Annotated in this window: 12 protein-coding genes and 1 rRNA gene; 9 read left to right on the forward strand and 4 right to left on the reverse strand. The window is 61.8% G+C overall.

Annotated features, from left to right (window positions below; genetic code table 11):
- From rrf to ACLD1Y_RS22165, 7 genes are all read left to right on the forward strand, one after another.
- Nucleotides 1-86 (forward strand): 5S ribosomal RNA (rrf, locus tag ACLD1Y_RS22135); the annotation flags it as partial.
- 137 nt (nucleotides 87-223) lie between these two features.
- Nucleotides 224-3,679, forward strand: coding sequence for an exodeoxyribonuclease V subunit gamma (gene recC / locus ACLD1Y_RS22140; RefSeq protein ID WP_429479942.1), 3,456 nt, complete (start codon nucleotides 224-226; stop codon nucleotides 3,677-3,679).
- Complete coding sequence (gene recB / locus ACLD1Y_RS22145) at nucleotides 3,676-7,350, forward strand: exodeoxyribonuclease V subunit beta (protein WP_429479943.1); 3,675 nt, start codon at nucleotides 3,676-3,678, stop codon at nucleotides 7,348-7,350. The genes recC and recB overlap by 4 nt, the downstream gene beginning before the upstream one ends.
- Nucleotides 7,347-9,446, forward strand: coding sequence for an exodeoxyribonuclease V subunit alpha (gene recD / locus ACLD1Y_RS22150; protein ID WP_429479944.1), 2,100 nt, complete (start codon nucleotides 7,347-7,349; stop codon nucleotides 9,444-9,446). The genes recB and recD overlap by 4 nt, the downstream gene beginning before the upstream one ends.
- A 21-nt stretch (nucleotides 9,447-9,467) precedes the next feature.
- Nucleotides 9,468-10,043: a YfiR family protein gene (locus ACLD1Y_RS22155; RefSeq protein ID WP_429479945.1), complete on the forward strand. Its 576-nt coding sequence runs from the start codon at nucleotides 9,468-9,470 to the stop codon at nucleotides 10,041-10,043.
- Nucleotides 10,040-11,302 (forward strand): diguanylate cyclase domain-containing protein, encoded by a 1,263-nt coding sequence (locus ACLD1Y_RS22160; protein WP_429479946.1) that lies wholly within the window; start codon nucleotides 10,040-10,042, stop codon nucleotides 11,300-11,302. The genes ACLD1Y_RS22155 and ACLD1Y_RS22160 overlap by 4 nt, the downstream gene beginning before the upstream one ends.
- A 4-nt stretch (nucleotides 11,303-11,306) precedes the next feature.
- A complete protein-coding gene (locus ACLD1Y_RS22165) occupies nucleotides 11,307-11,798 on the forward strand; it encodes an OmpA family protein (RefSeq protein ID WP_429479947.1) in 492 nt (163 codons plus the stop codon).
- Nucleotides 11,799-11,877: 79 nt separating this feature from the next.
- Here the strand turns inward: ACLD1Y_RS22165 and ACLD1Y_RS22170 are convergent, their stop codons facing one another.
- A complete protein-coding gene (locus ACLD1Y_RS22170) occupies nucleotides 11,878-12,825 on the reverse strand; it encodes a LysR family transcriptional regulator (RefSeq protein WP_429479948.1) in 948 nt (315 codons plus the stop codon).
- Between the two features lie 129 nt (nucleotides 12,826-12,954).
- On the opposite strand from ACLD1Y_RS22170, the gene ACLD1Y_RS22175 reads away from it, so the two are divergent.
- The gene (locus ACLD1Y_RS22175; protein ID WP_429479949.1) at nucleotides 12,955-14,472 is read left to right on the forward strand and encodes a CoA-acylating methylmalonate-semialdehyde dehydrogenase; all 1,518 of its coding nucleotides are present in this window, start codon (nucleotides 12,955-12,957) and stop codon (nucleotides 14,470-14,472) included.
- Nucleotides 14,473-14,487: 15 nt separating this feature from the next.
- Nucleotides 14,488-15,372 carry a 3-hydroxyisobutyrate dehydrogenase gene (mmsB, locus tag ACLD1Y_RS22180; protein WP_429479950.1) on the forward strand — a complete coding sequence of 295 codons (885 nt, stop codon included), beginning with the start codon at nucleotides 14,488-14,490 and terminating at the stop codon, nucleotides 15,370-15,372.
- A 110-nt stretch (nucleotides 15,373-15,482) separates the two neighbouring features.
- On the opposite strand, the gene ACLD1Y_RS22185 is transcribed toward mmsB, so the two are convergent.
- From ACLD1Y_RS22185 to ACLD1Y_RS22195, 3 genes are all read right to left on the reverse strand, one after another.
- Complete coding sequence (locus ACLD1Y_RS22185) at nucleotides 15,483-15,827, reverse strand: cupin domain-containing protein (RefSeq protein WP_010206533.1); 345 nt, start codon at nucleotides 15,825-15,827, stop codon at nucleotides 15,483-15,485.
- A gap of 131 nt (nucleotides 15,828-15,958) precedes the next feature.
- Nucleotides 15,959-17,359 (reverse strand): amino acid permease, encoded by a 1,401-nt coding sequence (locus ACLD1Y_RS22190; RefSeq protein ID WP_429479951.1) that lies wholly within the window; start codon nucleotides 17,357-17,359, stop codon nucleotides 15,959-15,961.
- Nucleotides 17,360-17,481: 122 nt separating this feature from the next.
- Nucleotides 17,482-18,360 carry a LysR substrate-binding domain-containing protein gene (locus ACLD1Y_RS22195; RefSeq protein ID WP_429479952.1) on the reverse strand — a complete coding sequence of 293 codons (879 nt, stop codon included), beginning with the start codon at nucleotides 18,358-18,360 and terminating at the stop codon, nucleotides 17,482-17,484.
- Between the last annotated feature and the right edge of the window lie 136 nt (nucleotides 18,361-18,496).

An 18,496-nucleotide genomic window follows, 5' to 3' on the forward strand; every position in this document is an offset into this window, starting at 1 on the left:
GATCCCATCCCGAACTCAGCAGTGAAACGATGCATCGCCGATGGTAGTGTGGGGTTTCCCCATGTGAGAGTAGGTCATCGTCAAGATTAAATTCCGAAACCCCTGATTGCTAACGCAGTCAGGGGTTTTGTTTTGGGCGCGAGAAAAGTGCACGAGGGCTCATTGCGGTGGCCTTCAGTGATAAAGTCCATGCCTCGATTTTGCTTTTCCCAAGGAAGCCGTTATGCCGGATGCGACGTCCCTCAGTGCTGGATTCATGGTGGTCCACGGCAACCGCCTGGACGAATTGCGCAGCCTGGTGGTCAGTTGGATGCGCCGCTATCCCCTGGCTCCGCTGGAAAACGAAATCGCCCTGGTACAGAGCAACGGCATCGCTCAATGGCTCAAGTTGGCCCTGGCTGAAGACTCAGAAGAAGACGATATGGGCGGCTGCGGCATTGCTGCGGCAATCGACGTACAACTTCCTGGCAGCTTCATGTGGCAGCTCTACCGCATGGTCTTGGGCCGTGACGAAATCCCGCCCAAATCCCTGCTCGACAAAGCCCCGCTGACCTGGCGTCTGATGCGCCTGCTCCCGGAGCTCATCGATCAACCGCACTTCGAGCCACTGCAGCGCTTCCTCACCCACGACACCGACCTGCGTAAGCGCTACCAACTCGCCGAGCGCTTGGCCGATCTCTTTGACCAATACCAGGTCTACCGTGCCGACTGGCTCGAAGACTGGGCTGCTGGCCGCCACCAACTGCGCAACGGCCGAGGTGAATCCAAACCCCTCAACCCGGCCAACTGCTGGCAAGCCGAATTGTGGCGCGCACTGCTACTGGATGTGGGTGAAGAAGGCATGGCCGAAAGCCGTGCTGGCGTGCATCAACGTTTTATCGAGCGCATCAATGCCCTCGAAAATGCGCCACCAGGCCTGCCTTCCCGGGTCATTGTGTTCGGTATTTCCTCATTGCCCGCGCAAGCGTTGGAAGCCCTTGCCGGCTTGGCCAGATTCAGCCAAGTCCTGCTGTGTGTGCACAACCCTTGCCGGCACCATTGGTCCGACATCGTTGCCGACAAAGACCTGCTGCGTAACGAATACAAACGCCAAGCACGCAAGGCCGGCATGCCGGTCACCATCGACCCGCAAACCCTGCACCAGCACGCCCACCCGCTTCTGGCCGCCTGGGGCAAACAAGGACGCGACTACATCAGCCTGTTGGACAGCTACGACGACCCCAACAGCTACCGCGCCGCGTTCCGTGATGGCCGTATCGACCTGTTCAGCGACAGCGAACCCACCACGCTGCTCAATCAACTCCAGGACGATATCCTCGAACTTCGACCGCTGAGCGAAACCCGCACCCGCTGGGACGAAGGCGTCGACCTGCAACAAGACACCTCCATCCGTTTCCACATCGCCCACAGCGCCCAGCGCGAAGTAGAAATCCTCCACGACCAATTGCTCCAACGCTTCAGCGCCGATCCCACATTGCGCCCTCGGGACATCATCGTCATGGTCCCGGACGTCGACAGTTACGCCCCACATATTCGCGCCGTGTTCGGCCAGTTGGAGCGAAGCGATCCCCGCTTCATCCCCTTCACCCTGACCGACCAAGGCCAACGCGGCCGCGATCCGTTATTGATCGCCGTCGAGCACCTGCTCAAACTTCCCGACAGCCGCTTCCCCGTCAGCGAAATCCTAGACCTGCTGGACGTCCCGGCCTTGCGCGAACGATTCGCCATCAAAGAGCGCGACCTACCCACGCTGCACCGCTGGATCGAAGGCGCCGGCATCCGTTGGGGGCTCAACGCCGAGCAACGTGCCGGCCTCGGTCTGCCCGGTGAACTTGAACAAAACAGTTGGAGATTCGGCCTACGCCGGATGCTGCTCGGCTATGCCGTTGGAACTGGCGCAGCCTGTGAAGGCATTGAGCCCTACGACGAAATCGGCGGCCTCGACGCCGCACTGATCGGCCCTTTGGTCGCTCTACTCGACGCGCTCAATGATGCGCATCAAGCGCTAAAGCAACCCGCATCGCCCCAAGCATGGGGCGAACGCCTGCAACGCCTGATGCAACTGTTCTTCTTGCCCAGCAGCGAGCACGACGACTACCTGCTCGGCCAGCTTGAACAACTCAGAGAGGACTGGTTGGAAACCTGCGAGTCTGTGGGCTTGCAGGATGAATTACCGCTCACCGTAGTCCGCGAAGCCTGGTTGGCTGGCCTGGACCAGGGGCGCCTGTCCCAACGCTTCCTCGCCGGAGCTGTCAATTTCTGCACCCTGATGCCCATGCGTGCGATCCCGTTCAAGCTGGTCTGCCTGCTTGGCATGAACGACGGCGACTACCCCCGCGCCCAACCGCCCCTGGACTTCGACTTGATGGGCAGCGATTACCGCCCAGGCGACCGTTCGCGCCGTGAAGACGACCGCTATCTGTTGCTCGAAGCCCTGCTGTCTGCCCGCGACCAGCTCTACATCAGCTGGGTCGGCCGCAGCATCCGCGACAACAGTGAGCGCCCGGCCTCCGTGTTGATCGGTCAGTTGCGCGATCACATCGCCAGCGGTTGGCACCTCGCAAACAGCGATAAACCGCTGATCGAGGCCATGACCCAAGAACATCCCCTGCAACCTTTCAGTGCTCGTTATTTCCATGAAGGCGACCCACTCTTCAGTTACGCCCGCGAGTGGCAGTTGCTCCACGAGGCCCCCCAGGCGAGCCCAGCAGATGACGAACTGCCGCCGCACCTGCAAGAAGAGCCGTTAACCCTCGGCCAGTTACAGGATTTCCTACGTAACCCGGTCAAACACTTCTTCAGTCAGCGTCTGAAAGTATTCTTCGAAGCTGCCGAAGTGCTGCTGGCCGATGAAGAACCCTTCGTCCTGGACGCACTGCAACGCTACAGCCTGAGCGATAGCCTGCTGAGCGCTGCGCTGAGTCAACCCGATCAACCGGACCAGGCCCTCAACGCTCAGGCCCTGCGCCTGCAAGGCAGCGGCTTGCTGCCGATGGTGGGTTTTGGCGAATGCCTGCGCAACGAATTGATTGAACCCTTGCCCGATCTGCTGCAACGCTACCAACAACTGCTAGCCCTCTGGCCAACCCCGCACACGGGCGCAGAACCGATCAGTTTTGAGCATCAAGGGATTCACTTGGAAGGTTGGATCAGCGGTCTGCATCGACGCCGTGATGGCGGATTGTTAAGCGTGACCACCATTCCCAATAGCATCGGGTCGATCAAGAGCCGCAAGTGGCATCGCCTGATTCGCCCCTGGGTTAATCATGTGGTCGCCTGCGCCTGTGGCCTGTCGTTGAGCACCGGTTTGGTGGCCAGCGATGACACCCTGTTATTGCCACCACTGGACACATCCACCGCCCAAGAAATCCTCGGCAACCTGCTGCTGGCTTGGCAGTCCGGAATGAAAAAACCACTGCCTGTTGCCGTCAAAACCGCCTTCGCGTGGCTCGGCCAAACCGATCCAGCCAAGGCCGAAGCCGCCGCCCACAAAGCCTACGAAGGCGACGGGGTGAATACCGATGGCGAGCGCCGCGAAACCCCAGCGCTCACCCGCCAGTTCCCCGACTACGCCGCACTGGTAGAAAGCGAAGAATTTGAAGGCTGGTGTGAAACCCTATACCGGCCGCTCGTCAACGCCCCATGGCGATCACTCACCAGCGAGGAGGCCAGCGCATGAGCAGCAAACCCTTGGCCCTGGCCTTCCCGCTCAAAGGCAGCCAACTGATCGAAGCCAGTGCGGGCACCGGCAAAACCTTCACCATTTCGGCTCTCTACCTGCGCCTGGTGCTGGGTAATGGTGGCGATGAGTTCGGCTTTGGCCGCGAATTGCTACCGCCGCAAATCCTTGTCGTGACTTTCACCGATGCCGCCACCAAGGAACTGCGTGAGCGCATTCGTATCCGCCTGGCCGAAGCTGCACGGTTCTTCCGAGGTGAAATCGAACAGCTCGACCCGCTGATCACCGACCTGCGCGCCCAGTACCTCCCGGAACAATGGCCCGCCTGCGCCAATCGCCTCGACATCGCGGCGCAATGGATGGACGAGGCCGCCGTCTCGACCATCCACAGTTGGTGCCAGCGCATGCTGCGCGAACACGCCTTCGACAGCGGCAGCCTGTTCACCCAAACCCTGGAAACCGACCACAGCGACTTGCTCGGCGAAGTACTGCGCGATTACTGGCGACTGTTCTGTTATCCGATGCACGACGATGCGCTCAACTGGGTACGCAACAATTGGGGCGGCCCGGCCACGTTGATGCCACGGGTGCGCGCCCTGTTTGGTAGCGATCGGCCCACCGACGAAACCCGCGAACCGGCCGAACTGATCAGCGCCTGCCTGCAAGAACGCCGCGAAGCGCTCAAGACACTCAAGGCTCCATGGCAACAATGGGCCGCCGAGCTGCGCGACATCTGCCTGCAAGCCGTGGCGGCCAAAGCCGTCGACGGTCGCAAGATGCAAGCCCGCTACTTCGAACCCTGGTTCGAAAAGATCAGTGCCTGGGCCGCTGACGATGCCGTCGAACAACTGGACATCGGTACCGGCTTCACGCGCTTGACCCCCGATGGCATGGCCGAAGCCTGGAAGGGCGAGCCGCCACAGCATCCAGGCATCGACGCCATGGCCGGCCTCAAGGCTGCCCTCGACGCATTGCCAGCCCCTGATGCCGCCGTGTTGCAACACGCCGCCGGGTGGGTGGGCAAACGCTTCGAAGAAGAAAAACGCCGCCGCGCCGAAATAGGCTTCGACGACATGCTGATCCGCCTCAACGCCGCGCTGCAAACAGAGGGCGGCGAGCGCCTGGCCAGTGTGATCCGCGAGCAGTTCCCAGTGGCGCTGATCGACGAATTCCAAGACACGGACCCTGTGCAATACAGCATCTTCGACAGCATCTATCGCATCGAAGAAAACCACCTCGACAGCGGCCTGTTCCTGATCGGCGACCCCAAGCAGGCGATCTACGCCTTCCGTGGCGCCGACATCTACACCTACCTGCGCGCACGCCAGTCCACCACCGGCCGCCACCACACGTTGGGCACCAACTTCCGTTCCAGCCACGCGATGGTCGATGCGGTCAACCATGTGTTCCAGCGTGCTGAAACAGGCCGGGGTGCATTCCTGTTCCGTACGCCCGATGGCGAAAACCCGGTGCCGTTCCAGTCGGTGCTCTCCCAGGGGCGCAAAGAACACTTACAGGTCGATGGCCAAACGCTGCCGGCGCTGAACCTCTGGCATTTGCCCACCGACCAGCCGGTCTCCAATCTGGTGTACCGCCAACAACTGGCGGCGGCCTGTGCCACACAGATTGTTGATTTACTCAATGGCGGGCAGCAGGGGCGCGCAGGTTTCCTACAACCCGACGACAGTTTCAACGGTGTGCTGCCGTCAGACATCGCCATCCTTGTGCGCGACGGCAAAGAGGCCCAGGCCGTGCGCGCCGAGTTGGCCGCCCGTGGTGTGCGCAGTGTTTACCTGTCGGATAAAGACTCGGTGTTTGCCGCCCAGGAAGCCCATGACCTGTTGGCCTGGCTCAAAGCCTGCGCCGAACCGGATGTCGAGCGACCCCTGCGCGCCGCGCTGGCGTGTGTCACCCTCAACCTGTCACTGCCCGAGCTTGAGCGTCTGAACCAGGACGAACTGGCGTGGGAAACCCGCGTGATGCAGTTCCGTGGCTACCGCGCAATCTGGCGCAGCCAAGGTGTGCTGCCGATGCTGCGGCGTCTGCTGCACGACTTCAAACTGCCGCAAACCCTGATCGCTCGCAGCGATGGCGAACGTGTGCTGACCAACCTGCTGCACCTGAGTGAACTGTTGCAACAGGCGGCCTCGGAACTCGACGGCGAACAGGCCCTGATTCGTCACTTGGCCGAGCATCTGGCGTTGTCCGGCCAGGCGGGCGAAGAACAGATTCTGCGCCTTGAAAGTGACGAGCAACTGGTCAAGGTGGTGACCATCCACAAGTCCAAGGGCCTTGAGTACGACCTGGTGTTCCTGCCCTTTATCTGCTCGGCAAAACCGGTGGACGGCAGTCGATTGCCCCTTCACTACCACGATGAAAACGGAAAATCCCAAGTCAGCTTGCGCCCGACCGCCGAGTTGATCGCCCAGGCCGATGACGAGCGCCTCGCCGAAGACCTGCGCTTGTTCTACGTCGCCCTGACCCGCGCCAAACACGCCTGTTGGCTTGGCGTTGCCGACCTCAAGCGTGGCAACAGCAACAGTTCGGTATTGCACCTGTCGGCTTTGGGCTACCTGCTTGGCGGCGGTGCATCCCTCGGCGAATCGGCTGGCCTGGCGCGCTGGTTGCTGGATCTGCAGGACGGCTGCCCGGCCATTCATTACGCGCTAGTACCCGACGCGCAAGACACCCTGTTCCATCCACCTCGCAACGAGGCCACCTTGCTCGCGCCCTTGCTGCCCACGCGCAAGGCTGCCGAAAACTGGTGGATCGCCTCCTACAGCGCCCTGCGCATCGGCGACAGCATGAGCGCCGCGATGCCAGAGGCACCGGAAAGCCCGCAAGCCCAGAAGCTGTTCGATGACGAACGCCTAGACCCCGATGCACCGCGTGAAGTGGCGGCGTCTGGCGGCGATATTCACCGTTTCCCACGCGGGCCGAACCCGGGCACCTTCCTCCATGGCCTGCTTGAATGGGCTGGCGGGGAGGGCTTCAACGCCTCCCCACACGACATCGAAAAAGCCGTAGGCGCCCGCTGCAATCGCCGCAATTGGGAAGGCTGGATTCCCACGCTCAGCAGCTGGCTAGGGCATCTGCTGCAAACACCGTTGCCAGTCGAAAAGGGTCACGTCAGCCTCAGCGACCTGCAGCAGTTCCAGGTCGAAATGGAATTCTGGTTCGCCAGCCACAAGGTCGACGTACTCGCCCTCGACAAACTGGTGTGCCAATACACCCACAACGGCGTGTCCCGTGTCGCCGCCGAGCCGGTGCTGCTCAACGGTATGTTTAAGGGCTTTATCGACTTGACCTTCGAACACGACGGTCGCTACTACGTGGCCGATTACAAATCCAACTGGCTGGGCCCCGACGATTTGGCCTACACCCAGGAGGCCATGGAACAGTCGATCCTCGATCATCGATATGACCTGCAATACGTGCTTTACCTACTGGCCCTGCATCGCCAGCTCAAGGCGCGCCTTCCGGGTTACGACTACGATCGCCATGTTGGCGGTGCGCTGTACCTATTCCTGCGTGGCACTCTGTCCAGCAGCCAGGGCGCGTATTTCACCCGCCCGCCACGGGAACTGATCGAAGGCTTGGACCTGCTGTTCCAGGGCAAACCCATCCCACCCAAGGTTGAGCCCGCCTGGGAACAAGGAGTGCTGCTATGAGCCTGTCGCCGCTACCGCTTGAGGCGTTGCTGCCTCTGAGCCGCGCCGCTGACCTGGTGCAACTGCTGGAACGTTGGGTTGATCGCGGTTGGCTACGCGCCCTGGACAAAGCCTTCGTCGGCTTCCTCTACGAACTCGACCCACAGGCCGACCCATTGGTGCTGCTGGCGGCGGCCTTGACCAGCCACCAATTGGGCCACGGTCACGTGTGCCTCGACCTGTTCGAAACCCTCAAGGCGCCCGATTTCGCGCTGTCCTTGCCACCCGAAGGCGACCTGCAAACCGGCGCCATGTTGCTGCCGTCCCAATTGCTCGAAGGCTTGGACGGCGCCCACTGGTGCCATGCCCTGGCGTCCAGCCAGTTGGTCGCGCTGGCGGTCGATGGCAGCGAGTCGGCCCAAAGCCGCCCACTGGTGCTGTCTGGCAAACGCCTGTACCTGCGTCGCTATTGGACCTACGAGCGGCGCATCGACACGGCTTTGCGCCTGCGCCTTGCCACCCAGGAAAACGTCGCCGCCGACCTGCCTCAACGCCTGAACAACCTGTTCGATCAGCCGCCACCCGATGGCGTGATCGACTGGCAAAAACTCGCCTGCGCTCTGGCCACGCGCGGTGCATTCAGCATCGTCACCGGCGGCCCTGGCACCGGCAAGACCACCACGGTGGTGCGTCTGCTTGCATTGCTGCAAGCGCCTGCCGTGGAAACCGGCAGCCCGCTGCGTATACGCCTGGCGGCGCCGACGGGTAAAGCGGCTGCGCGCCTCACCGAATCCATCAGCCAGCAAGTGCAGTCGTTGACCGTGCCCGACACCGTGCGGGAAAAAATCCCCACCCAAGTCACCACCGTTCACCGTCTGTTGGGCAGCCGCCCGGGCACCCGTCACTTCCGTCATCACATCGGCAACCCGTTGCCCCTGGATGTGCTGGTGGTGGACGAAGCCTCGATGATCGACCTGGAAATGATGGCCAACCTGCTGGACGCGCTGCCGCCCCACGCACGCCTGGTTTTGCTGGGCGACAAGGACCAACTCGCCTCAGTGGAAGCGGGCGCCGTGCTCGGTGACTTGTGCCGCGACGCCGAAGCCGGCTGGTACAGCCCCCACACCCGCCAATGGCTGCAAAACGTCAGTGGCGAAGACCTCAGTACCAGCGGCCTGCAGGAAGACCTCGACAACAGCCACCCGCTGGCCCAGCAAGTGGTGATGCTGCGCTACTCGCGCCGTTTCGGCGAAGGCAGCGGCATTGGCCAACTGGCACGCTGGGTCAACCAGATGAACGCGGATGAGGCGCGCAAACTATTACGCGCCGGCAGCCATAAAGACCTGTTCTGCGTCAGCCTCAAGGGCGAGCACGACCACGCCCTTGAGCGCCTGGTACTGGACGGGCAGGGCAGCGACGGCGCTCAGGGTTATCGCTATTACCTCAGCTTGCTGCACAGCGCGCGCCCATCCCTCGACACCCCGCGTGAAAGCGAGGCGTGGACCCACTGGGCGCAGCAACTGCTGCAAGCCTTCGATGCGTTCCAGTTGCTGTGCGCGGTGCGTAAGGGCCCGTGGGGCGTGGAAGGGCTCAACCTGCGCATCACCGCGGCCTTGCGCAAAGTGCGGCTGATTGAAGGCGACGAGCACTGGTACGAAGGCCGCCCAGTGCTGATGACCCGCAACGATTACGGGCTGGGCTTGATGAACGGCGATATCGGCATCGCCCTCAAGCTGCCCGAAAGCGACGGCGGCCCCCAGGTGCTGCGCGTGGCGTTCCCGCGCAATGACGGCCAGGGCGGCGTGCGTTTTGTGCTGCCCAGCCGTCTCAACGATGTGGAGACCGTGTACGCCATGACGGTGCACAAATCCCAGGGTTCGGAGTTCACCCACACTGCGCTGATCCTGCCGGACGCATTGAACCCGGTGCTGACCAAAGAGCTGATCTACACCGGCATCACCCGGGCCAAGCGCTGGTTCAGCCTGATCGAACCCCGTGGTGGCGTGTTTGAAGAAGCCGTGCGGCGCAAGGTCAAACGCTTGAGCGGGTTGATGCTGGAGTTGGGCGGAGAGTCAGAAATATCTGACGCTGTGCTATCGTTGCGGCATCACTCCTAAAACACCTGAGAGAAACGCTGCATGAACGTGGCTGTCTCGCCTACAGAGCGCAGTTTGAGCTGGAGACGCATGCTGCTGGTGGCGTTCCTGTGTGTGTTCGCACCACATGCCTTTGCCCAAGCGCCGGCCCCTGCCGGCGCTGCCGATCACCGGGCGCAGGCCGTCACCCAAGTGGTACTCGGCATCCTCAGTTATGCCCGTTGGCCGGTGGAACCTGCGCAACTGCGGTTGTGCATCGTCGGGCCGACCCAATACACCGATGACCTGGTCAAAGGCACCACCCAGGCCACCGGCCGTCCGGTGGTGGTGCAACGCCTGTTGGCCGATCACCCCGACATCGTGCGGGCGTGCGATGCCGTGTACATCGGCAAGCTCAGCGCCGATGAGCGCAGCCAACTGTTTGCCTCATTGATCGGCCACCCGGTGCTCAGCATCAGCGAGGGTGGCGACCAGTGCACCGTGGGCAGCCTGTTTTGCCTGCGTGTCGGCGATGAGCAAGTGTCGTTCGAGGTCAACCTCGACTCCGTGGCCCGCAGCGGCGTGCGCATTCATCCCAGTGTGCTGCAACTGTCCCGTCGTCGAGCCCCAACCTCATGACCGCCGTGAACGTGCGACCGACGCTGCGCTCGGTCATCGGCCGGGGGCACTTGATTCTCGCACTGGTGGCGGTGACCCTGGCCAGTGTGTCCCTGACCTTGCTTGGTGTATTGGCGCTGCGGGTCTATGCCGAGCACAACCTGCACCTGATCGCCCGCTCCATCAACTACACCGTCGAAGCGGCGGTGGTGTTCAATGACAGCGCAGCGGCCACCGAGGCCCTGAGCCTGATCGCCTCCACTGAGGAAGTGGCCCAGGCCGAAGTCTTCGATGCCAGCGGCAAGTTGCTGGCGCACTGGACGCGCCCGGAAAACGACATGCTCTCGCGGGTTGAGTTGGGGCTGGCGCATGCCTTGCTCGAACAGCCCATCAGCCAGCCGATCCTGCATCAAGGGCGGGTCATCGGCAGCATCCACTTGACCGGTCACGGTGGTAGCCTGTTGCGCTTTTTGCTCAGCGGCCTGGCCGGGATCCTGATCTGCACCGCACTCAGCGCCTGGGTGGCGCTGGTCCTGGCACGGCGCCTGTTGCGCGGCATCACCGGCCCCTTGCAGAGCCTTGCCGCCGTGGCTCACGCCGCTCGCAGCGAGCGCGATTTCGACCGCCGCGTGCCACCGGCGCAGATCGCCGAGCTGCACAGCCTGGGCAGCGACTTCAACGCGCTGTTGGGCGAAATGGAAGCCTGGCAAAGCCACCTGCAAAGTGAAAACGAAAGCCTCGCTCACCAAGCCAACCACGACAGCCTCACCGGTTTGCCCAACCGCGCATTCTTTGAAGGCCGCTTGATACGTGCGCTGCGCAGTGCCGCGAAGGCCAAGGAGCAGCTTGCGGTGTTGTACCTCGACAGCGACCGTTTCAAAGAGATCAACGACAATTTCGGCCATGCCGCCGGCGATGCTGTATTGGTGGCCGTCGCCGACCGCGTGCGTGCGCAACTGCGTGAAGATGACCTGGTGGCGCGCCTGGGCGGCGACGAGTTCGCGATCCTGCTGGCGCCGCTGCACAAGCTCGAAGATGCCCAACGCATCGCCGACAACATCATCGCCAGCATGGACATGCCCATACCTGTACCCGGCAATGCCCAGGTGTTGACCTCCCTCAGTATCGGTATCGCGATCTACCCCGATCATGGCGCCACGCCCGGCACCTTGCTCAATGCCGCCGACGCGGCGATGTACCAATCTAAACGCTCGTCCCTGGGCGGCCAGCAAACGGCAGAGTCGGAGACTCCCGTCGTCAATGTTCAACACAGGAGTTGACCCCTTGTTCTCGACCGCGCGTTTTATGTTTATCGCCCTGCTGGTAACACTGCTCGCCCTCGGCGGCTGCCAGACAGCGCCGCCCAAAGGCCTGACCCCGGCGCAGATCGCCGTGCTGCAACAGCAAGGCTTTGAACTGACCGATGAAGGCTGGGCATTTGGCTTGTCTGGCAAAGTGTTGTTTGGCAGTGACGTCGAGACGCTCAACAAACCCAGTACCGATATCGTCGAGCGCATCGGCAAGGCCTTGCTTGGCGTGGGTATCGAACGGGTACGCGTGGACGGTCACACCGACGCCTCGGGCAAGGAAATGTACAACCAACAACTGTCCCTGCGCCGTGCCAAAAGCGTGGCGACGGTGCTCAAGGGTGTGGGTATGAAAGAAGAAAACATCCAACTGCGCGGCCTGGGCAGCAGCGAACCGGTGGCGGCGAACACCACGGCGGCGGGGCGTACGGAGAACCGGCGGGTGTCGATTGTGGTGATTGCGGACTGAGCTGGCCCCTCATTGCCAGATTGAAATGCAGTCCAAATGTGGGAGCGAGCAAGCCCGCTCCCACATTTGGCCCTCACAGTCAGTCGGCAAAGCGCATTTCCCGCGTCTGCCCCATCAACAACCCCTGGTTCTGCTCCGTCACTTCCCTGATGTAATCCCACAACAACGTAATCCGCTTCAACTTCCTCAAATCCTCCCGGCAGTACATCCAGAACTGCCGCGTCAGCGTGATCTCCTCCCCCAGCACCGGTAATAACCGCGGGTCCTGTGCCGCCAGAAAGCACGGCAGTATCGCCAGCGACCGGCCCTGTTGCGCCGCCACGTACTGCGCAATCACGCTGGTACTGCGCAGGCTGGCGCTGGCGCCAGGCACCACGTTGGCCAGGTACAGCAACTCCGAGCTGAACGCCAAATCATCCACGTAGCTGATAAACGGATGCTCAGCCAAGTCCGCCGGGCGTTGGATGGGCGGGTGTTGGTCGAGGTATTCCTGGGTGGCGTACAGCTGCAACGTGTAGTCGCACAGCTTGCAGCACACGTAGGGCCCGTGTTCCGGGCGTTCCAGGGCGATAACGATGTCGGCTTCGCGCTTGGACAGGCTGATGAAGTGGGGCAGGGGCAGGATGTCTACCGAGATCGCCGGGTAGGTGTCGACGAAGTGGCTCAGTTGCGGGGTGATGAAGAAGCTGCCAAAACCCTCGGTGCAGCCCATGCGCACATGCCCGGACAACGCCACGCCGGAGCCGGAGACTTGCTCGCAGGCCATGTGCAAGGTGCTTTCGATGGACTCGGCGTAGCCCAGCAAACGTTGGCCCTCGGTGGTGAGGACGAAGCCGTTGGTCCGGGATTTTTCGAACAGCAGCGTGCCGAGGGACACTTCCAGCGAACTGATGCGCCGCGACACCGTTGTGTAGTCCACTGCCAGGCGCTTGGCGGCCACGCTGGCCTTGCGGGTGCGGGCCACCTCGAGGAAAAACTTTAGGTCATCCCAGTTCAGGGACCCCAACGATGTGATGTTTTTTTGCATATTGGACCGGCTTTTATGTGCGTTCTTATTAGAGATTTGCACATCTATACTCCAAAAACAGTCCGAACGCCTCATTCCCAAGGCGGTTACGCGCCTTGTCTCTGCATAAATATAAGATTTGGAGACCACATGAACGCTTCTGCCGATATTTCCGTACAACAGGTCAAGTTGCTCATCAACGGCGAGTGGGTCGAGTCCAAGACCACCGAGTGGCAAGACATCGTCAACCCCGCCACCCAAGAAGTACTGGCCAAAGTCCCATTTGCCACGGCCGATGAAGTCAACGCCGCCATCGACGCCGCCCATCGCGCCTTCCAGACCTGGAAGCTGACGCCCATCGGCGCGCGCATGCGCATCATGCTCAAGCTGCAAGCCTTGATCCGCGAACACTCCAAGCGCATCGCCGTGGTCCTCAGCAACGAGCAAGGCAAGACCATTGCCGATGCCGAAGGCGACATTTTCCGTGGCCTGGAAGTGGTGGAACACGCGTGCTCCATCGGCACCTTGCAGATGGGCGAGTTCGCCGAGAACGTCGCCGGTGGCGTCGACACCTACACCCTGCGCCAACCTATCGGCGTGTGTGCCGGCATCACCCCGTTCAACTTCCCGGCAATGATTCCGCTGTGGATGTTCCCGATGGCGATTGCCTGCGGCAATACCTTCGTGCTCAAGCCGTCCGAACAAGACCCGCTGTCGACCCTGCTGCTGGTGGAACTGGCGCTGGAAGCCGGTGTGCCGGCGGGTGTGCTCAACGTGGTGCATGGCGGCAAGGACGTGGTGGATGCGCTGTGCACCCACAAAGACATCAAGGCGGTGTCCTTTGTCGGCTCGACGGCCGTGGGCACGCATGTCTACGACTTGGCCGGTAAACACGGCAAGCGCGTGCAGTCGATGATGGGCGCCAAGAACCACGCCGTGGTGCTACCGGATGCCAACCGCGAACACACCCTCAATGCCCTGGTGGGTGCCGGTTTTGGCGCGGCGGGCCAGCGTTGCATGGCCACCTCGGTGGTGGTGCTGGTGGGCGCGTCCAAGCAATGGCTGCCGGATCTGAAAGCGCTGGCGCAAAAGCTCAAGGTCAATGCGGGCAGCGAAGCGGGCACCGATGTCGGCCCGGTGATCTCCAAACGTGCCAAGGCACGCATCCTGGACTTGATCGAAAGCGGTGTGAAAGAAGGCGCCAAGCTGGAGCTGGACGGTCGCGACATCAAGGTGCCGGGCTTTGAACAAGGTAACTTCGTTGGCCCCACGTTGTTCTCCGGCGTGACCACGGAGATGCAAATCTACACCCAGGAAATCTTCGGCCCGGTACTGGTGGTGATCGAAGTCGCGACCCTCGATGAAGCCATCGCCCTGGTCAACGCCAACCCGTTTGGCAATGGCACCGGCCTGTTCACCCAGAGCGGGGCGGCGGCGCGTAAGTTCCAGAGCGAAATCGACGTGGGCCAGGTGGGCATCAACATCCCGATCCCGGTGCCGGTGCCGTTTTTCAGCTTCACCGGTTCCCGTGGTTCCAAGCTCGGCGACCTCGGCCCGTACGGCAAGCAAGTGGTGCAGTTCTACACCCAGACCAAGACCGTCACCAGCCGCTGGTTCGACGACGACACGGTCAACGATGGCGTCAACACCACCATCAACCTGCGCTGATTCCGGGAGATCATCATGAAGATCGCATTTATTGGTTTGGGCAACATGGGCGCGCCCATGGCCCGTAACCTGATCAAGGCTGGCCACGCGCTGAACCTGTTCGACCTCAACCAGGTCGTGCTCAAGGAACTGGCCGAGTTGGGCGGCACCATCAGTGACTCACCGCGTGATGCGTCGAGCGGCGCAGAGCTGGTGATCACCATGCTGCCGGCTGCGGCTCATGTGCGCAGCGTGTGGCTGGGTGAAGACGGCGTGCTGGCGGGCATCGGCCAAGGCGTACCGGCAGTGGATTGCAGCACCATCGATCCGCAGACCATCCGCGATGTGGCTGCTGCTGCGACCAAGCAAGGTGTGGCCGTGGCCGATGCGCCGGTATCTGGCGGTACGGGCGGCGCCCAGGCTGGCACGTTGACCTTTATGGTCGGCGCCACCCCGGACCTGTTCGCCACCCTGCAACCGGTGCTGGCGCAGATGGGCCGCAATATTGTGCACTGCGGTGATGTGGGCACCGGGCAAATTGCCAAGATCTGCAACAACCTGCTGCTGGGTATCAGCATGGTCGGTGTCAGCGAAGCCATGGCGTTGGGCGATGCATTGGGCATCGACACCCAGGTGCTCGCGGGGATTATCAACAGCTCCACCGGGCGGTGCTGGAGTTCCGATACCTACAACCCATGGCCGGGCGTGATCGAAACCGCGCCGTCATCGCGGGGTTATACCGGGGGGTTTGGTGCCGACCTGATGCTCAAGGATTTGGGGCTTGCCACCGAGGCGGCGCGTCAAGTGCACCAACCGGTGATCCTCGGCGCCGTGGCGCAACAGTTGTACCAATCGATGAGTCAGCGCGGGGAGGGGGGAAAGGACTTCTCGGCAATCATCAACAGCTACCGCAAACCGTAGGAGCGGAGCTTGCCCGCGAAAAACCTGAGGGCAACGCGCTCATCCTGGATGAGCGCGTTTTTGTTGACGATCTTCGCGAGCAAGCTCGCTCCTACAGTGGCGTTGCGGGGTCAGGCGAAGACGAAGTACTTACGCACAGTCTCAACCACTTCCCACGTTCCCTTCATCCCTGGCTCCACCACAAAGATATCTCCAGCCCGCAAATGGATCGGCTCCAGGCCCTCTGGGGTGATGATGCAGTAGCCTTCCTGGAAGTGACAGTATTCCCACTTCACGTAATCCACATACCACTTGCCCGGTGTGCAGATCCAGGTGCCCATGATCTTGCTGCCGTCTTCGCTGGTGTAGGCGTTGAGGTTGACGGTGTGCGGGTCGCCTTCGAGTTTTTCCCATTTGCAGGCATCCAGGACCGGCAGTGGGTGGGTGTCGCGCAGTACGGTGATGGGCTTGGACATGATGTCTCCGAGGCAGGGAATGCAAAGATGCACCCTAAGGCCTCGGGCGTGGTGACAGTGGTCTGAACTCGACATCGGGATGTCCAGAAGCGCTGCATGCGATCCCCTTGCACTCAGCGCTCCCACATGGGTTATTGGGTTGCAGCGACTGTCGTGTTTCTCACCCGCAACCGATAAGCAATGTAGATAATTCCTACCCACACCGGCATCGCAAACACCGAATTGCGAATGCCCGGAATCGCCAGCATCACGCTGATGATCACCACCATGAACGCCAGGCACAGGTAGTTGCTGAACGGGAACCAGAAGGTCTTGAACGATGGCGTCACGCCCTGCTCGCCCATAGCCTTGCGGAACTTGATGTGGGTGATGCTGATCAGCGCCCAGTTGATCATCAGCGAGGCGACCACCAGTGCAAACAACAGCTCCAGAGCACTCTGCGGTGCTACGTAGTTGACCACCACGCACAGCATGGTCACCAACGCCGACACCGCCAAGGCCCGCAGCGGCACGCCTTGTTTGTTCAGCTTCATCAGCGCTTTGGGCGCATCGCCCTGTTCAGCCAGGCCGAACAGCATGCGGCTGTTGCAGTACACGCCGCTGTTGTACACCGACAGCGCCGCCGTCAGCACCACGAAGTTGAGGATGTGGGCGGCGGTGTCATTACCGATCAGCGAGAAGATCTGCACAAACGGGCTGCCGCTGTAGGCATCGCCCGACGCGCCGAGGGTTTGCAGCAACTGGTCCCACGGGTACAGCGACAGCAGCACGGTCAGGGCGCCGACGTAGAAAATCAGGATGCGGTACACCACCTGGTTGATAGCTTTGGGGATCACCTTGCGCGGCTCGCTGGCCTCGGCGGCGGTGATGCCCACCAGCTCCAGGCCACCGAACGAAAACATGATGAATGCCATGGCCATCAACAGCCCCATGCCGCCATTGGGGAAGAACCCGCCGTGGCTCCACAGGTTGCTGATGGACGCCTGCGGGCCACCGGTGCCGCTGAACAGCAGGTAGCAGCCGAGCAGGATCATGCCGATAATCGCCACCACCTTGATGATGGCGAACCAGAACTCCGCCTCACCGAAGAACTTCACGTTCAGGGTGTTGATCAGGTTGACCGCCGCAAAGAACACCAGCGCGCTGACCCAGGTCGGGATCTCGGGCCACCAGAACTGGATGTACTTGCCCACCGCCGTCAGTTCGGCCATGCCCACCAGCACATACAGTACCCAGTAGTTCCAGCCCGACAGGAAGCCCGCATAACCGCCCCAGTATTTGTGGGCGAAGTGGCTGAACGAGCCGGCCACCGGCTCTTCGACAATCATTTCGCCGAGCTGGCGCATCATCAGGAATGCAATGAAGCCTGCGATCGCGTACCCCAGGATCATCGACGGGCCGGCTGACTTGAGTACACCCGCCGAGCCGAGGAACAACCCCGTACCAATCGCCCCTCCCAAGGCGATCAGTTGAATATGCCGGTTCTTCAGGCCCCGCTTGAGGCCTACCGGGTTAACCATGTCATCCGCCATTAACGTTACCTTCTACTTTTTTCGCGAGGGTGATGCACACCGCATCTGCCCCAAGAACTGCTGAGGGGGCAGATATTACTCCGGGTAACCTGTTCGTAACACCGTGGCGCGCAGTGTTTACGTCACTTGGCCAGCGCCGTCAGTAGCGCGGCGGCGTAGGCGGGGAGCTGTTCGAACGCGCGGGCGCACAGCAGCAGCTTTCGGCAGGCCCACTCTTCACGCAGTGGCTGGGCCTTGAAGCGGCTCTCCAATGGCCAGCGCTCCAACGCCGCTTGGGGCACGATACCCAGGCCGGCGCCACCGGCGACCATGCGGATCAAGCCGTCAAAACCCTCGGCGCGGATACGCGTCTGCAAGCGAAAGCCTGCATGCAGCGCTTGCTCCTCCAGGTACACCGAGAGCGCGCTGTTGGCGGTGAGGCCTACGTAGTCGTGTTGCAGGCTGTCGATGAAGCTTGCGTTTTGGGCCGCCAGTGGATGATCCAGCGGCATGATCAGCACCAGCGGGTCATCGCGAAAGGGCAGGGTTTGCAAGCCGTGAGTATCCACCGCGTCGGAAATGATCCCCAGGTCTGCCGTACCCTGGCGCAAAGCTTGGGTGATACGCAGGCTCGGCAGCTCCTGCAGGTCGATATCGAGGTTGGGATGCTCACGCAGAAAGCCCGCCAGCAGTTCGGGCAAGTATTCGCTGAGGGCGGTGGTGTTGCACAGCAGGCGCACCTGGCCCTTGATGCCCTTGGCGTATTCCGCCAGGTCCTGTTGCAGATGCTCAGCCTGTTGCAACAGCAGGCGGGCATGACGGGCCAGGGCAATGCCGGCGGGTGTTGGGGTGACGCCACGGCGGCCGCGTTCGAGGAGGTCGATACCCAGTGAGGCTTCCAATGCGCGGATGCGGGCACTGGCGGCCGCCAGGGATAAATGACTGCGGGCGGCCCCGGCGGTGATGTTGCCGGTATCGAGGGTGTGCAGGTAGAGGCGCAGGTCGGTCAGGTCAAAGTGCATGGCTGGAATTCTCGGGTGGTAGAACTGGCCTCTTCGCGAGCAAGCCCGCTCCCACAATTGACCGAGTTCCAACATGAAAATGCGGTCGAATGTGGGAGCGGGCTTGCTCGCGAAGACGGCCTCAGCCTCACACAAA

The organism is Pseudomonas sp. 18175 (assembly GCF_050432925.1).
GTDB lineage: Bacteria > Pseudomonadota > Gammaproteobacteria > Pseudomonadales > Pseudomonadaceae > Aquipseudomonas.

What these genes read in the sequence shown, in the direction of transcription:
- recC (WP_429479942.1), top strand. Translation starts at nt 224, where the DNA reads ATGCCGGATGCGACGTCCCTCAGTGCTGGATTCATGGTGGTCCACGGC.
- recB (WP_429479943.1), top strand. Translation starts at nt 3,676, where the DNA reads ATGAGCAGCAAACCCTTGGCCCTGGCCTTCCCGCTCAAAGGCAGCCAA.
- recD (WP_429479944.1), top strand. Translation starts at nt 7,347, where the DNA reads ATGAGCCTGTCGCCGCTACCGCTTGAGGCGTTGCTGCCTCTGAGCCGC.
- ACLD1Y_RS22155 (WP_429479945.1), top strand. Translation starts at nt 9,468, where the DNA reads ATGAACGTGGCTGTCTCGCCTACAGAGCGCAGTTTGAGCTGGAGACGC.
- ACLD1Y_RS22160 (WP_429479946.1), top strand. Translation starts at nt 10,040, where the DNA reads ATGACCGCCGTGAACGTGCGACCGACGCTGCGCTCGGTCATCGGCCGG.
- ACLD1Y_RS22170 (WP_429479948.1), bottom strand. Translation starts at nt 12,825, where the DNA reads ATGCAAAAAAACATCACATCGTTGGGGTCCCTGAACTGGGATGACCTA.
- ACLD1Y_RS22175 (WP_429479949.1), top strand. Translation starts at nt 12,955, where the DNA reads ATGAACGCTTCTGCCGATATTTCCGTACAACAGGTCAAGTTGCTCATC.
- mmsB (WP_429479950.1), top strand. Translation starts at nt 14,488, where the DNA reads ATGAAGATCGCATTTATTGGTTTGGGCAACATGGGCGCGCCCATGGCC.
- ACLD1Y_RS22185 (WP_010206533.1), bottom strand. Translation starts at nt 15,827, where the DNA reads ATGTCCAAGCCCATCACCGTACTGCGCGACACCCACCCACTGCCGGTC.
- ACLD1Y_RS22190 (WP_429479951.1), bottom strand. Translation starts at nt 17,359, where the DNA reads ATGGCGGATGACATGGTTAACCCGGTAGGCCTCAAGCGGGGCCTGAAG.
- ACLD1Y_RS22195 (WP_429479952.1), bottom strand. Translation starts at nt 18,360, where the DNA reads ATGCACTTTGACCTGACCGACCTGCGCCTCTACCTGCACACCCTCGAT.